Annotated in this window: 15 protein-coding genes; 12 read left to right on the top strand and 3 right to left on the bottom strand. The window is 42.5% G+C overall.

The features are described from left to right. Window positions 1–13: 13 nt before the first annotated feature. Entirely contained in the window at window positions 14–808 is a 795-nt protein-coding gene (djlA, locus tag DFP79_RS09005) for a co-chaperone DjlA (RefSeq protein ID WP_133503624.1), read from the bottom strand. A gap of 205 nt (window positions 809–1,013) precedes the next feature. Here djlA and DFP79_RS09000 point away from each other — a divergent pair, with 205 nt between their 5' ends. The 8 genes from DFP79_RS09000 (at window position 1,014) to DFP79_RS08965 (ending at window position 9,351) form a co-directional block, all read left to right on the top strand. After that, window positions 1,014–3,275, top strand: coding sequence for an LPS-assembly protein LptD (locus DFP79_RS09000; RefSeq protein WP_133503623.1), 2,262 nt, complete (start codon window positions 1,014–1,016; stop codon window positions 3,273–3,275). A gap of 1 nt (window position 3,276) precedes the next feature. Then, window positions 3,277–4,533 carry a peptidylprolyl isomerase gene (locus tag DFP79_RS08995; RefSeq protein ID WP_133503622.1) on the top strand — a complete coding sequence of 419 codons (1,257 nt, stop codon included), beginning with the start codon at window positions 3,277–3,279 and terminating at the stop codon, window positions 4,531–4,533. A gap of 46 nt (window positions 4,534–4,579) precedes the next feature. Continuing rightward, entirely contained in the window at window positions 4,580–5,581 is a 1,002-nt protein-coding gene (gene pdxA / locus DFP79_RS08990; RefSeq protein WP_133503621.1) for a 4-hydroxythreonine-4-phosphate dehydrogenase PdxA, read from the top strand. Window positions 5,582–5,598: 17 nt separating this feature from the next. Next, window positions 5,599–6,399 carry a 16S rRNA (adenine(1518)-N(6)/adenine(1519)-N(6))-dimethyltransferase RsmA gene (gene rsmA / locus DFP79_RS08985; RefSeq protein WP_133503620.1) on the top strand — a complete coding sequence of 267 codons (801 nt, stop codon included), beginning with the start codon at window positions 5,599–5,601 and terminating at the stop codon, window positions 6,397–6,399. Then, window positions 6,399–6,773: a Co2+/Mg2+ efflux protein ApaG gene (gene apaG, locus DFP79_RS08980; protein ID WP_133503619.1), complete on the top strand. Its 375-nt coding sequence runs from the start codon at window positions 6,399–6,401 to the stop codon at window positions 6,771–6,773. Before rsmA ends, apaG begins: the two co-directional genes overlap by 1 nt. 54 nt (window positions 6,774–6,827) lie before the next feature. After that, a complete protein-coding gene (locus DFP79_RS08975; RefSeq protein WP_133503618.1) occupies window positions 6,828–7,640 on the top strand; it encodes a symmetrical bis(5'-nucleosyl)-tetraphosphatase in 813 nt (270 codons plus the stop codon). Window positions 7,641–7,808: 168 nt separating this feature from the next. Then, on the top strand, window positions 7,809–8,129 hold the full coding sequence (gene glpE / locus DFP79_RS08970; RefSeq protein ID WP_133503617.1) for a thiosulfate sulfurtransferase GlpE: 321 nt from the start codon (window positions 7,809–7,811) through the stop codon (window positions 8,127–8,129). Between the two features lie 121 nt (window positions 8,130–8,250). Next, window positions 8,251–9,351: a tRNA nucleotidyltransferase/poly(A) polymerase-related protein gene (locus tag DFP79_RS08965; protein ID WP_133503616.1), complete on the top strand. Its 1,101-nt coding sequence runs from the start codon at window positions 8,251–8,253 to the stop codon at window positions 9,349–9,351. 67 nt (window positions 9,352–9,418) lie between these two features. Here DFP79_RS08965 and folB read toward each other — a convergent pair whose 3' ends face one another. Together folB and tsaD are read right to left on the bottom strand one after the other, a co-directional pair. After that, window positions 9,419–9,772, bottom strand: coding sequence for a dihydroneopterin aldolase (gene folB / locus DFP79_RS08960; protein ID WP_133503615.1), 354 nt, complete (start codon window positions 9,770–9,772; stop codon window positions 9,419–9,421). Between the two features lie 48 nt (window positions 9,773–9,820). Then, the gene (gene tsaD, locus DFP79_RS08955; RefSeq protein WP_133503770.1) at window positions 9,821–10,858 is read right to left on the bottom strand and encodes a tRNA (adenosine(37)-N6)-threonylcarbamoyltransferase complex transferase subunit TsaD; all 1,038 of its coding nucleotides are present in this window, start codon (window positions 10,856–10,858) and stop codon (window positions 9,821–9,823) included. Between the two features lie 395 nt (window positions 10,859–11,253). Between tsaD and rpsU the strand changes: the two genes are divergently transcribed. From rpsU to rpoD, 4 genes are all read left to right on the top strand, one after another. After that, complete coding sequence (rpsU, locus tag DFP79_RS08950; RefSeq protein WP_013660191.1) at window positions 11,254–11,469, top strand: 30S ribosomal protein S21; 216 nt, start codon at window positions 11,254–11,256, stop codon at window positions 11,467–11,469. Between the two features lie 147 nt (window positions 11,470–11,616). Beyond that, window positions 11,617–12,063, top strand: coding sequence for a GatB/YqeY domain-containing protein (locus DFP79_RS08945; RefSeq protein WP_133503614.1), 447 nt, complete (start codon window positions 11,617–11,619; stop codon window positions 12,061–12,063). Window positions 12,064–12,086: 23 nt separating this feature from the next. Next, window positions 12,087–14,105, top strand: coding sequence for a DNA primase (gene dnaG, locus DFP79_RS08940; protein WP_133503613.1), 2,019 nt, complete (start codon window positions 12,087–12,089; stop codon window positions 14,103–14,105). A gap of 109 nt (window positions 14,106–14,214) precedes the next feature. Beyond that, complete coding sequence (gene rpoD, locus DFP79_RS08935; protein ID WP_133503612.1) at window positions 14,215–16,047, top strand: RNA polymerase sigma factor RpoD; 1,833 nt, start codon at window positions 14,215–14,217, stop codon at window positions 16,045–16,047. The last annotated feature ends 97 nt before the right edge of the window (window positions 16,048–16,144 follow it).

Below are 16,144 nucleotides of genomic sequence, written 5' to 3'. Positions count from 1 at the left end.
ATTTATAAGCTCGTCACTTTCGAGCTTTCTTTACCATTTCATACGCTGATTGAATATCTTGAGTCTTTTGCTTGGCATGCTCAATCATTTCATCGGGCAAACCTTTCGAGCTGAGTTTGTCGGGGTGATTTTGACTCATCAACCTTCTATATGCCTTTTTGATTTCTGCATCACTCATGTCTTTCGTCACACCCAATAGCTGGTAAGCGGAATCCAGCAAGTCGGCTGACGTTTGTGCTCCATGCGCGCTATCGTACCCTTGACGGAAATGAAATTGCTGTTTAACTCTTTCATGAATAGCGTCAAATTGACTAACAGTAACACCCAAATGCGCACATATCTGAGATACCAATGTTTTCTCTTGAAGACTAAAGTGCCCGTCAGCGTAGGCAGACACAAGCAAGGTATCAATCAGAGATTGCACCAAAAGCTCGGAAGAGACGGTTTGACGGAAATGAGAAAGCAGGCTATTTAGATCAAAATTAGCATCCTTACCTTCATTGAACAGGCGCTTCGCTTCATTTTGAGCTTCTGGCGATAAACGCAACTGCTGCATTACAGCCTGTGCAAGCTGAATCTCCTCTTGAGAGACTTGCCCGTCAGCCTTTGCAAGTCGGCCCATTAAAATAAACAACGTTCTGAAATACGCTTGCTGTTGCTCTCTTATATTGACCCTATTAAACGTGAAACCGCCTTTGCCTTTCCTAGCATATTCATCAGCAGCCGCGCCGACAATAAACCCAGCAACGGCCCAAAGGAAGTTACCACCAATAAAAAGGCCAGCCAACGCTCCAATTACTTTCCACATATTAGATATTTCTCCAGAATCGGTAGCTCATATGGGATGGTTAGATTATCATTCATCACTTAGGGAACAAAACCCTCTATCATGAGGTCAAAAATCTTAGTTTATATAAACGTGATTTTCTAAATTAACTTGTCTTACTTCCCTTTTGGTCTCTTGGAAATGATTCCAATGAGGAGACGAAACATTAACCTTAAGTATATCTTGAATGGCGATCTGTTTACGCAACTGTTTTTTCATTTTCCCAACTTTATTCATATTTTCGTCTGCACAGGCGAATGAATGGGATTGGGTACCTAGAGAATCTCTATCGGCTTCTCAACAAGCGTCTCTAAACAAATACTGCAACGGCTCCTATATCGACAACTGGCGCATTCCAGAAAGCAACAGCACACAACTGCTCGCTGATGTTATTTATAGAGATAACGCAGGCAATGTGCGCATGAAAGGCCAAGCCGAGTTAATCCAGCCTGAAAGCACTTTAGAAGCCGACACAATAACCAGCGTTCAAAACCAATATTATCAAGCAAACGGTAATGTAACTTTACGCGCTAAAAGTCAGTTAATTAAAAGTGACTCAAGTACACTGTCCGACCAAGGTTCCGCTCAAGATTCCGAATTCAACAACGCACGATTCCTTTCTCATAATCAGGGTATTCGAGGAGAAGCGAAATCTTTAGTGAGAGCACAAGATGGCGTGATTTTTATAAAAGAAGGCTTTTATACATCATGCGAACCCGATTCTTCCAGTTGGGAGCTTTACGGTAGCAGCATAACGCTAAACCCAAACAGTGGCTTTGGTACGGCAAAGCACGTACAAATCCGAATTGACGGCAATCCCATTTTCTATTTTCCGTGGTTGCGATTCCCAATCGATAGCCGTCGTCAATCAGGCTTTTTATTCCCAACATTCGGCTATTCATCTGACGATGGTGCCAGCTTTTCTGCTCCTTTCTATTGGAACATCGCCCCAAATTACGATGCAACCATAACCCCTCATTTCATCGAAAATGAAGGCGAAGGAGCCGACATTGAATTTAGGCATTTAAGCCCATATGGTACAACAACCATAGAGCAATCAACTTTCATCGATGAGCACGTCGGCGAAAAAACACTCCGAAAATTCAACACAGAACAAGCCTTTAATCACTATTTAAGCGCGGGGCTATTGATAGAAGACAACCCGACAAAAGATGGCGTACCACAAAAAAATACAACGTCTCTTGGCGAAAAAGACAGCTATGAGCACAGTGCATATTTAAATATCAATGCGGGTAACTTTTCAGCAAAACTAACGCAAAAAGAGTATCAGACCCCTGATGACACTGTAGACCAGCCATTAGAATGGCTCCCTCGATTGGACGCTTCCTATCAATATTCGAATACTTGGTTTGACTATAAACCCGTATTTCAATATACCGACTTTTTCGAGCCTGACGAAGAAAACGTTGATGGTGAAAGGACAGTTTTAAATCAAACCATACAACTCGAAGCCAGTAATGCATGGGGAACACTTTCTCCCGGTCTATTGCATCAGTACAGAGATTACAATTTGTATTCCTATACTGACAAAGAAAATACCACAGAAACACTGAACCACTTATCGTACTTTTTAGACGGTGAAGTGGTGTTTGAAAGGAGCTTTAAGCTCAGCGATCAAATTTGGCGACAAACACTTACCCCGAAATTCACGTATCTTTATTCGCCGTATGTCGACCAATCAAATATTCCTGATTTCGATGCCAGTGACACCACACTGACGTACAGCACGGCATTCAATCACAACCGGTTCGCAGGTAATGATAGAATTGGAGACACGAACCAGATTGCCTTAGGTCTAGAAAGTTCTTTTTACGACGGCAATGGCAATGAACGTTGGTCGCTAAAAATGGGACAAGTTTTTTATCAAGACGACCGAAGAGTGGACCTTTCTGGAGATACGGGCGATGTTGTTGATGACGACCCAAGAAGCTCATTATTAACCTCCGCCACCTACAAAAACGGAAGTATTTTCAGTCTAACGAATAACCTCAACTATGACTTAGATAAAGAGCTTATTGATCTTGCTCAATTGTCGATGACATTAACACCCGACAGCGGCGTTGTTTTAAAAACATCTTTCTCTTATGAAGAAGAGGAAGATGAAACAACAGGAAAAACCGAAGGAACCACAAAACAATCAAACATCTCGGCAATCGTTCCCCTTAGCCAACATTGGCATTTATTTCATCAACAAACCTATGATTTGTTGGAACACAAAGAGATAAAAAAGGTCACAGGCTTAGGGTTTGAGAATTGCTGTTTAAAAATGGCCGTCAGCTATCAAAGCTGGCTCAATGACGACAGTGAGCTAGATCAGGGTATATATTTGCAATTTTTATTAAGAAGTTTAAGCAACGTAGGTCAAGAAAACTCGGATCTATCTAGCGTTGCAAAAGACTATTGGAATAACGGAAACACCGGATATTAAAATGATGAAAAAGCTCGTATTGCTGTTGAGCATATTGATAACACTGTCTTCTCCATTGAATGCTGCTCCTAAGTTATTAGATGGCGTAGTCGCTATCGTAGACTCTCACCCACTCTTAGAAAGTGACATAAAAACTCGCTTTCAGGTTATTAAAGACAGAATTCCGGGTGGTGTTTTAACTGACGGTATTCGACGCCAAATACTGAACCAATTGATAGAAGAAACACTACAATTAAATTACGGAGAGCGACTCGGTATTCGAATTCCACAAAAAAATACCGATGCTGCCATCCTTAACGTTGCACAAAAATTTTCAACCGACTTGAATGGACTAAAGCAGATTTTGCGTCGTCAAGGAGTAGACTATGCTCGATACAGACAACAAATTGAAAATGAGATTATCATCGGAGCGGTCAAACAACGCGTAGTTAAAGACAGAATAGCCATTACAGAGCAAGAAATTGTCAATTTCATCAACACTCACCAAAGTGCTCAATCAAATAAAGATGAAATTCATCTGCGACACATTATTGTGAGAGCTAAAAATGAAGATCAAGCACGTCAAAAAATAAGTTCAATTGCCAACAATATCTCGACCGAAAACGATTTCATCAATCAAGCAATTACAAATTCGGACGGACAGTTCGCACTAGAAGGCGGTGATTTAGGATGGAGACCAGCCAATCAACTGCCTGCACTTTTTACCCAAGCAATAGGCAATCAAAAAGGCCCTTTGATCGGGCCAATAAAAAGTAACGCAGGCTTTCATTTGCTTTGGGTAGTCGAAAAACGTTCACCTAACACTCAACTGCAGGCACAAACCAAAACAAGACATCTCCTTCTGCAGTCAAACGAAATCCGCTCAGAAAAGCAAACATTCGAATTATCAAAAGAACTCTATCAACGTGCTATCGCCGGTGAAGATTTCGCCAGCTTGGCAAGCCAATACAGTGATGACAAGGGCTCCACTCTTCAAGGCGGAGATCTAGGCTGGGTTAAATTAGGCACTATGGTGCCAGCCTTTGAAAAAGTCATGGTTGCAACAAAAACCGGAGCGATAAGCAAACCATTTAAATCTCAGTTTGGTTGGCACATACTAAAAGTAGAAGATCGCAGAAAAGAAGACATAAGCGAATCTGTGAAAAAGCAGCAAGCAGAAAATGCTTTAGTTGCTCAAAAGAAAGACTTTGTACTAAGCAATTGGCTCGACGAATTAAAAGAGTCTGCTTTTATTGACGTGAAGAAGCATCAGTCTTAGACCAAGCACGATGATACAAAGCATAACTGTACATAGGAAATAAGCGATGCCTCAAACTTCTCTTCCAACCATTGCGATTACTTCGGGTGAGCCCGCTGGCATCGGGCCGGATATTATCATCAGCGCATCTAAGAGCGAGTTTGCGGCGCGTTTAGTTGTTCTTGCAGACCCAACTATTCTTGAGCAGCGCGCTCAAGAACTCGGAACGCAAGTAAATATCAACATTTTGTCTTCCGTTGACGACTGCCCAGAACATGAATCCGGAGTCATTAATGTTTTTTCAGTAAAAGCATCATCGAGAGTTAATGCAGGCATACTGGATGTAACAAATGCACCCTACGTCCTTAGTACACTGTCGAAAGCTGCCGAAGGCTGCCTAGATGGCCAATTTGACGCTATTGTCACTCCCCCTGTCCATAAAGGAATTCTCTGCGAGACAGGGAGACATTTTTCGGGTCATACTGAGTTTTTTCAAAATCTTTGCGACTCACCTCAAGTCATTATGATGCTTGCAAGTGACGCAATGAAAGTTGCATTAGTAACCACTCACCTACCGTTGAAAGACGTAGCGGATGCGATCACTCCAGAATCGATCAGCCTTGTAGCACGCGGTTTAAACAAAGACCTCATCCATCGTTATGGTCTCAAACAGCCAAAAATATTAGTGTGTGGGTTAAACCCTCACGCTGGCGAAGAAGGGCATCTTGGAAAAGAAGAAATCGACGTTATCTCACCTACGTTAGATGCACTTCGAAAAGAAGGTCTTAATTTAATCGGTCCGCTCCCCGCAGACACACTGTTTACAGAGAAATATTTAAAAGATGCAGATTGCGTTTTAGCCATGTATCACGATCAAGGGCTGCCTGTGTTAAAATATTCTGGATTTGGAAACGCCGTCAATATTACGCTTGGCCTGCCCATTATCCGAACGTCGGTCGATCACGGCACCGCTCTGGATTTAGCAGGAACAGGTCAGGCAAACGATGGCAGCCTCAAAGTCGCCATTACACACGCCATAGAAATGGCTAACAACGCGAAAAAAGCGTAAAGACAAAAAGTACCCACATGAGCAAAGCACAACCACATAAAGCCAGAAAAAGATTTGGTCAAAACTTCTTACATGACATGGGCATCATACGCCGCATCGTTGCCTGTATAGCTCCAAAAGAAGGCCAACGCGTTGTCGAAATAGGCCCAGGTAAAGGCGCACTAACAGAAGGCATTATCAGCGCAACAAAAAGCATGGATGTTGTCGAGCTCGATAGAGATCTGATCCCTATTCTGAAAGTAAACCTGTTTCAGTATCCGCAATTACGTGTACATGAAGCGGATGCGATGAAGTTCGATTTCACTCAGCTTGCTAACGAAGGTAACATTCGTGTTGTAGGCAATCTGCCATACAATATATCTACACCGCTCATTTTCCATCTTTTAGAGCAAGCAAATGTTATCGATGACATGCATTTCATGCTTCAAAAAGAAGTGGTTGATAGACTTGCTGCTCGTCCAGGAGACAGTCTGTACGGCCGTTTGAGCGTGATGGCGCAGTATTTTTGTCTGGTCGAATCTTTGTTTATTGTTGGACCAGAATCTTTCGATCCTCCACCGAAAGTAGATTCAGCCATTGTGCGTATGACGCCTTACTCAGAATTGCCTGTTGTTGCAAAAGATCTAAAAGGCTTAGAAGATACTGTTAGAATCGGATTCCAGCAACGCCGTAAGACATTGCGCAACAACTATAAAGGGTTACTTACTGTAGAAGAGTTAGAAGCAATACACATTGACCCGACTCTCAGACCCGAACGACTAGATGTGCCTGATTTTGTCCGTATTGCAAACTATCTGCACGATAAAAAGGAGCTGTAATGGAAGAATACGACATTGTCGTTGATGTTCGAACTGAGTATATAAAAGCTCAGTCCGAACCGTCAGACAATCGCTATGTCTTTGCTTACCACATTACAATCACAAATTGTGGCAACCAATCAGCTCGACTCGAAACTCGTCACTGGATCATTACAAACGGCGATGAGAAAGTACAAGAAGTAAAAGGAGAAGGCGTCGTTGGAGACTACCCTTACCTCGCTCCCGGTGAGTCATATCAGTATACGAGTGGCACTGTTATGGATACGGTAGTAGGTAGCATGCAAGGCAGTTACCGTTTCGTTGCCGATGATGGCACTCAATTTGACGCATTGATTAACCCTTTTACTCTCGCTGTACCTAATCAAATTCATTAAAAATAGCGTCAATGATCGCATGTATTCAAACTTTCACTGCGCGGAATATTCAATATGCCCACCTACGCAATTGGTGATTTGCAGGGGTGTCTAACACCTCTATTAACACTGCTTGATTTAATAGAATTTTCACCTAAAAAAGACAGATTATGGCTTGCGGGTGATTTAATTAATAGAGGCCCACAATCGCTGGAAACCTTACGGTTTGTAAAGTCGTTAGGGGATCAAGCGACCGTTGTTCTTGGCAACCATGATCTGCACTTGCTCGCGGTTATGCGAGGTCATGCAAACCTAAAACGCAGCGATACGCTCTCTGATATTTTATTTGCAGAAGACCGAGACGATTTAATGAAGTGGCTACAAACGATGCCACTGTGCCATATAGATCATTCATTGAAGTACGTAATGACACATGCGGGCATCCCACCTTGCTGGAATAGTATTGAAGCGGGACACTACGCAAAAGAAGTAGAGTGCATTTTAAAGTCCGATCAAGTAGATGACTTTCTCGCGGTGATGTATGGAAACACGCCCGATCAATGGAGCGAAAATTTGGAAGGAATGGATAGGCTACGCACCATTACCAACTACCTAACACGCATGCGCTTTTGTACCGAAGACAGCCAATTAGAGTTTAAATCTAAAGAAGGCCCTGCTTCTGCTGTAAGCGGTTACGCCCCATGGTTTTCGTATCCTAGAAAAGAAAGCAACGATTATGATGTCATATTTGGACACTGGGCTGCTCTAGAAGGCAACACCCATAAAGACAATATTCACGCTCTGGATACTGGATGCGTTTGGGGTGGCTCACTGACCGCTATGAGACTCGAAGATAAAGCCATCTATAGCACACCGTGTTCAATTTAATTGATGGCAGTCCTCATAAAGCAGTTCAAAGAATAGCAAAGACCGAACACTTCAAAGAAAGCACAGCATTACAATGTACGTATAAATCATTATAGTAGTTAATATCTATCGTCTAAATCTACTATAGATAAGACAAACTGTTAGACACTAAAACAATAGAGAAAAAATATGACTTACAAGTGTATTGATATAACCGACGCCCTTCCAATTATTGAAAAAGAAGTTATTGTCGTTGATATTCGCGACGCCGTCAGCTACCAAACAAGTCATATGCAAGACGCTATTAATTTGAATAACGATAATGTTGAAGAGTTCATTAGCGCTTCTGATAAATCCAAGCCTGTTATCGTTTGCTGTTATCACGGCAACAGCAGCAAAGGCGCCGCTGAATATCTCGCTGCTCAGGGATTTGAAGACGTATATTCATTAAATGGTGGTTTTAGCCAATGGAGCGCAATGTACCCAGAGCAGTGTGAGTTTGGCGCATAATAAAACAGAATAAGAGCTTTGCACGAAGTCATGACCAAAGTTAAGACGAGTCTCTTTTTAACCCTGTATTTGAGAGCGTAGTCGTCGTGCAAAGGTCTCGGAATATTGAAGCGAGAATTAAGTGAGAAAGCAAGTTTACCTAGTCGGTGGGGCTGTTAGGGATGCGTTACTAGGCCTTCCAGTTTATGACAAAGATTGGGTTGTAGTTGGCTCTAAACCTGAAGAAATGATTGCAGATGGGTATCAGGCTGTTGGAAAACAATTTCCTGTTTTTCTACACCCTAAATCCAAAGAAGAATATGCTCTCGCACGAAAAGAACGAAAATCAGGATCTGGATACACAGGCTTTATCTGCGATTTCTCTCCCGATATATCTCTAGAGGAAGATTTAGCGCGTAGAGACCTGACAATCAATGCAATCGCAAAAGATGATAGCGGAAAGCTGCACGACCCTTTTAATGGCATCACAGATTTAGAAAACAGAACATTTCGCCATGTCTCAAATGCTTTTATTGAAGACCCATTACGAGTACTAAGAGTGGCACGTTTTGCTGCCCGCTTTCATGAGTTCAACTTTCATATTGCACCCGACACTCTAAATTTAATGAAAGATCTCAGCGCTTCTGGTGAATTGTCTACCTTAACACCCGAGCGAGTATGGAAAGAGACAGAAAAAGCTCTCAGCTACTCAAGTTTCCTTACTTACTTCAAAGTACTGAACAATGTCGGCGCAACTCAGAGTATTTTTCCTGAATTAATTGCATACATAGACATGCAACAAGACATTGATAACACTCAATTAAATCAAACACTAAGTCACATTGATCGCTGGGCATTGCTCTGCAATGAACTCCCTCTCGATCAGTTAAAAAAACTTAACGCTCGTTTAAAAGTTCCAAACAACGTCAAATGGTTAAGCGAAACACTGTGCGATTTTCTAAAAAACAAATCGCTTCCTATGTCAGGTCTCGAATGGGAAACTTGGTTAACACAAGTTTCTGCTGCGAAAAAGCCAGAACGATATCAACAATTGACACACATCCTAGCCACGAAACTGGACATTAAGCAGAAGCATTGGCAAGACCTTTTAGACCAAACAAAATCTGTTTCTCCAAAAACATTGATGTCAAATGGGCATACTGGCGCTGCGCTAGGCAACGCAATCAAACACGCAAAAGCCGACGCCATTAACGCCTTAAGCGACAACCCATTAGTGCTTTAACTCAGGCTTCGTTAACTTAAGCTCTGACCCAAACCAATACAGAACTCATCCCTGAATATCGAACTCGTTAACGAGTTCGATATATTTTTACTCCAACACTTTGAGCCGAAGGCACAGCCCCAGGCTTACGTAATGTCATTCGCACTGACTCTATATCGAATAAATGCATTAGATCTGCACACAGTCGCTCAGCCAACGTTTCAATTAACTCAAACGTATTGTCTGAACAGTACTTTGCGATAAAATTCGAAATCGCTTCGTAATCGAGCGTTTTAGACAGGTCGTCAGTTTCGGCAGCAGGTCTGTTGTCATGCTCCATTTCTAAATCGAAAACCAAATTCTGAAGAATCTTCTTTTCCCATTCATAAACACCAATGACAGCGTCGACATGCAACCCCTCGATCAAAACAAGATCTTTCATATACCTAACTTCCTATAAGCGTCAAATTATATCTAATACTCTTAATACTTACGGTCCCTTCACAGGCTCAAGTTCTGATAATGGCCAGCGAGCTCTGATAGACAAGTTTAATGGCGATGATTGACCCGCTTTCAAGCGCTGTGCGCCTGCATAGGCAATCATCGCTCCATTATCAGTACAAAACTCAGGACGAGCGTAAAATACACTCCCTCGTATTTTTGCTAGTTGTGATTCAAGTTCTGTGCGGAGCCGCTTGTTTGCACTCACACCTCCTGCAATAATCAATCGCTTAAGACCTTCTTGCTCAAGTGCGCGGCGACATTTAATCACCAAGGTATCCACTACAGCTTGCTCAAAAGCAAGCGCGATATCATACTTAAATTGCTCATCAAAACGCTCATCATCCAATGAATCATGAACTGCGGTAAGGAATGCGGTTTTCAGTCCACTAAAGCTAAAATCCAATCCAGGTCGATCCGTCATAGGTCGAGGGAACTTGAGGCCTGAATTAGCATTTCCCTTTTCAGCTAACGAAGCAATGTAAGGCCCACCAGGGTAAGGTAAACCAATCATTTTAGCGGCTTTATCAAATGCCTCCCCTGCCGCATCATCCAATGATTGCCCTAGAAGCTTATATTCGCCAATCGCATCCACACGCACAAGTTGAGTGTGCCCACCCGACACTAGCAAGGCTATAAAAGGCATTTCGGGGCGATTATCTTCCAGCATCGGCGCCAGCAAATGCCCTTCCATATGATGAACTCCCAATGCAGGAATATTGAGAGACATTGCCAGAGAACGTCCAATAGTGGCACCTGCCATTAGAGCACCCACTAACCCTGGGCCACTCGTAAAAGCAACGGCATCTAACTCTGCTTTTGTCATATTGGCTTCTTCTAGCACCTCATCGATTAACGGCAACGTTTTTCGAACATGATCTCGTGAGGCTAATTCAGGCACTACTCCGCCGTATTCAGCATGCTGCTCAATTTGCGAATAAATTTTATGTGCAAGCAGTCCAGTATCAGTGTCATAAATTGCGATACCGGTTTCATCACAAGATGTTTCTAGGCCTAGTACTTTCATCACAGTGTTCTCTCAATCATTTGGTGCGCATTGTACCCCATATAGAGAGTACATTTGTATGAGGATTGATTTTTATATAGACAGTGGACATTAAGCTCTATATAATTCCGCGCGTTTTAACGTTTAAACAAAAGGCAGGTGATTCTAACTTCTTCGCTTAATCCATAGCGAAAACCTAGGCTTAGAAATAAAAAGTACCTAGTGAAAAAAGCACTACAAAGTTGATTTAATCAGCAAACATACTAACTGATTTAATCATCAGAGATAGATGCTATGTAGCAGGTCAAACCGCCATACGGCATCATATTTTCAAAATATGAGGAAGTTTGGTACAAATATCTGTATCATGCGCGCCGTTTATTTTAAACGTATAAACCCAATTTAAGGTGATATTAATGCCATCAGTAAAAGTTAAAGATAACGAACCATTTGACATCGCTCTACGTCGTTTCAAACGCTCTTGTGAAAAAGCAGGTGTTCTTGCTGAAGTTCGTCGTCGTGAGTGCTACGAGAAGCCAACTACTCTACGCAAACGCGCTGCTGCAGCTGCAGTAAAGCGTCACGCGAAGAAAGTTTCTCGTGAGCAGAAAAAATTCCAACGCTTGTACTAGAGTTTTTGTACAACGCGCATCACATACCTGCTTAAATTTGCTAGGTAATGTGCTAAGTTAATCATATTCTGATTAACACATCAGAACGGTTAGTTTTTAAACTAGCCGTTTTTTTGTTTCTGACACCGCATAGATAGGACCCTTCATATGTCTGAGTTAAAAAAGACCATTTCAGATACTTTAAAAGCTTCCATGAGAGCAAAGGAAAAAGAACGCGTTACCGTTATTCGCACCATTCTTGCGGAAATCAAACGCATTGAAGTAGACGAGCGCATTGAAGTCGATGATGCCCGCACTCTTGGCGTGCTAGATAAAATGGTTAAGCAACGCAAAGACTCTGTACAACAATTCACAGACGGCGGACGCGAAGATTTAGCAGAAATTGAACAACGAGAAATCACAATCATCAGCGAGTTTTTGCCGACTGCATTAACAGAAGATGAAATCATTGATATCGTAAAAGCAGCCATTGCAGAAACAGGTGCAGCAAGCATGCAGCAAATGGGCGCGGTTATGGCAATCGTAAAACCTCAGGTTCAAGGCCGAGGCGATATGGGTATTGTAAGCAAGCACGTCAAAGCTCTCATTGCTTAATCATCCACTAAAAACGAAGTATTATGTCGGGACGTATACCAGATCAATTTATTGATGAGCTCCTAGCTCGCACAGACATAACCGATGTGGTTTCGTCTCGAATCACCCTTAAAAAGACAGGGCAAAACTATTCAGGGCTGTGCCCTTTTCACAACGAAAAAACACCGTCTTTTAGCTTAAACCCCAATAAACAGTTCTACTATTGCTTCGGCTGTGGGGCTGGCGGGAACGCCATTTCCTTTGTTATGGAGCACGACCATCTCGATTTTGTTGAAGCAATAGAAGCTTTAGCAAAAGACGCGGGATTAGAGGTACCAAAAGAAAAAGGCGCACCCGACCGTTACGAGCAAAATGCAGAATTACTTAAACGACTTACTGAAAGCGCTCATTTCTTTCAAAGTCAGTTAACCCAAAGCCCATCAAAAAAGAAAGCAACCGATTACTTGGCAACCGAACGCGGGCTTTCAGGCCAAATCGCCAAAGTATATGGAATAGGCTTCGCGCCTCCTGGATGGGACAACTTACTTAAAGCCATTGGCAAACGGGCGGAACAGCAAGAGCAGCTTTTACAAGGCGGCATGTTGATCGAGAAAAAAGATCAACAAGGCCATTACTATGATCGTTTCAGGGATCGCATAATGTTCCCTATTCGCGACAGTAGAGGCCGCGTAATTGCCTTTGGTGGGAGAGCATTTGGCGATGAAAAACCGAAATATTTAAACTCACCAGAAACCGCCGTATTTAACAAAAGCCATGAACTATATGGCCTGTTTGAAGCCAAGCAAAACACACAAAACCTCGATCACATTATTGTTGTAGAAGGGTATATGGACGTTATTGTCCTCGCCCAATACGGCATAACCAACGCGGTCGCAACACTTGGAACATCAGTAAACAGCCAACATATCCGCAAGCTTTTCAAGCTCGTTAATAAAATAACCCTTTGTTTTGACGGAGACAAAGCGGGACGAGCAGCAGCCATTAGAGGCCTAGAAGCATCCTTGCCGGTTATGCAAGACGGAAAACAAGCTCGCTTTCTATTTTTGCCCGATGGTGAAGATCCAGACTCCCTTGTACGACAAGAAGGTCAGGAAGCATTTTTAGCAAGATTAGAAGACGCCAATTCGTTAGCGAATGTATTGTTCGAACATGCGCGAAACCAAGTTACATTAGATCACGAAGAAGGTGACGCGGAATTTGCACGCAATGCCATGACATTGATCCAACAAATTCCAAATGACATTACCTACCGCTCTGTTCTTTTAAAACAGCTATCGAATGAATCAGGTATAGAAAAAGAAGAACTTAATCAGGTCAGTATTAGCTCTCGAAAAAGCCACTACACCGAGCCAAATAACCACCAACATCATGAACACACCGCTCAGGAAAACATTCGAGACATTGATCTAGCCTACCACCCTGACAATTTCGATGATCACTATCCAGGGGCTGAATACGACAACTACACTACAGGCTCAACCCTTTATTTACCTGACTCTTTACCCAATTCAGGATTCATCGACAACCCCAGAAAAAAAGGCGGGTTTAACAAAAAAAACAATTTCGGTAAAAAAGATTTTAATACCCCTAAATTACCGCAAGCACCAAAACCACTATCAGCAATAGAACATGCCATCCTTTGCTTAATCATTCACCCAAATGTCGCTCAAGATATCGATATCCCGGATCCACTTATAAACAACAGTGATGAGTCCATTCAAACCCTTAGTACAGTCTGGCGCTACTTCTACAAAAACCCGACACACAATGCGGGTCATTTTATTTTCAATAAAAAACAGACTGCCGCTGGCAATAAAGTCATTAGCTTACTCAATCACGGCGACGCCCATACCAAAGAGAAGCTAAACAGCGCCACTCAAGAAATTTCTGACTTAATAAAAGCACTTGAACGAAATTTAGGTACAGATAACTCTACTCAGCGCTTGAAAAGCAAAGGAAGTGACTACATAAAAAGTGAAGATGGTAAACAAGACTATAGAGCGATGGTAGAACATTTACGACAACAGAAACTAAAGAAATAAAACTGCTTAAATAACGTGCAAAAAGCAACTATAACTGGAATTTTTTTACCTTTTTCAGTATAATACGCGGCTTGCTAACCCAAAACGAATTCTAACGATAGGTTGTCGAATGTCAGACACTCAACAGTCACGTCTCAAGGAACTGATAGCCAAGGGCAAAGAACAAGGTTACTTAACTTTTGCTGAAGTTAACGACCATCTTCCCGATGACCTGTCAGACCCAGAGCAGGTTGAAGAAATTGTAGCCATGATCAACGATATGGGGATCGTGGTTTCAGAGTACGCCCCAGATCGAGAAAGCCTTCTTATGGAAGAAGGTGATTCAACAGACGAAGAAGCGGCTGAAGAAGCAGCTGCAGCACTTGCTGCAGTTGAAGGTGATGTTGCACGTACAACTGATCCTGTACGTATGTACATGCGCGAAATGGGCACGGTCGAGCTTCTTACCCGTGCTGGTGAAATCGCCATTGCAAAGCGTATTGAAGAAGGTACGCGTGAAGTAATGGCATCACTGTCTTATTTCCCAGGTGCTGTCGATGTACTTTTAGATACTTACGCAAAAACACTTGAAGAAGAAGGACGCCTAAGTGATATCTTTAGCGGCTTTATCGATGGTGACGGCGAAGAGCCAGTATTTGAAGAAGTTGAAGAAGTTGTTGAAGAGCCAGAAGAAGACGAATCTGACGAAGAAGAGTCAACTGATGACGACGAAGAGGAAGAAACGGAAAGCGGTCCTGATCCGGAAGAAACAGCTCGTCGCTTTAACGAAATTCGACGTCTTCACAACGAAGTACTTGCCTTACTAGAAAACAACGATCGTCAAGATCCTGTTGTTAGAGCAAAGCAAGAAGAACTTAGCTTTCAGTTTGCCCCGATCAAACTTGTTCCAAAATTATTTGATGACCTGATTGACCGTGTCCGTTCACGTATGGATAAAGTACGCGAACAAGAACGACTTATCATGCAAGTTTGTGTACGTAAAGCTGGAATGCCTCGTACTGAGTTTTTGAAGCGCTTCCCAAGCAACGAAACGAATGCTACATGGCTACAAGAGCAAATTGATCTTGCCGCAAGCTACTCAGCAGCTTTAGAAGAAAATGAAGCGGAGTTTTCTCGCAGTCAACGCAAACTCAGAGCAATATCTAAAGATACTGGTTTGACGATTGCACAACTAAAAGAAATCAACCGTCGTATTTCTATCGGCGAAACGCGTGCTCGTCGCGCGAAGAAAGAAATGGTTGAAGCTAACTTACGTTTGGTTATTTCGATCGCTAAGAAATACACAAACCGTGGCCTACAGTTCCTTGACCTCATTCAGGAAGGTAACATCGGCCTAATGAAAGCGGTCGACAAATTCGAATACCGTCGCGGATATAAGTTTTCGACTTATGCAACATGGTGGATTCGTCAGGCTATCACTCGCTCAATTGCAGACCAAGCGCGAACGATCCGTATTCCAGTTCATATGATTGAAACAATCAACAAACTGAATCGAATCTCTCGTCAGATGCTACAGGAAATGGGTCGTGAAGCGACGCCTGAAGAGCTTGCTGTACGCATGGATATGCCAGAAGACAAAATCCGTAAGGTTTTGAAAATAGCCAAAGAACCTATCTCAATGGAAACCCCCATTGGTGATGACGAAGATTCACATCTTGGTGACTTTATTGAAGACGATGGCGCTGAATCTCCAATCGATACAGCAACCATCGAAGGCCTTAAAGAATCGACGACTACCGTTCTTGCAGGTTTGACCGCCCGTGAAGCTAAAGTTTTGCGTATGCGTTTTGGTATTGATATGAATACCGACCACACTCTTGAAGAAGTAGGTAAACAATTTGACGTAACACGTGAACGCATCCGTCAGATTGAAGCAAAAGCATTACGTAAGCTTCGTCACCCGAGTCGTTCAGAACATTTACGTAGTTTCTTAGACGAGTAGCACTAAGACTCAAATCTTTGATTCTAGATCAGAAAATCCCCAAAATGTTTGCGCATTTTGGGGATTTTTTATTTCCATTCTTATCAAACCTGTCATA

The sequence above is a fragment of the Marinomonas balearica genome, from assembly GCF_004362145.1.
Taxonomy (GTDB): domain Bacteria; phylum Pseudomonadota; class Gammaproteobacteria; order Pseudomonadales; family Marinomonadaceae; genus Marinomonas; species Marinomonas balearica.
The sequence above is the reverse complement of the archived record's forward strand: the minus strand, read 5'-3'. Positions and strand labels throughout refer to the sequence as shown.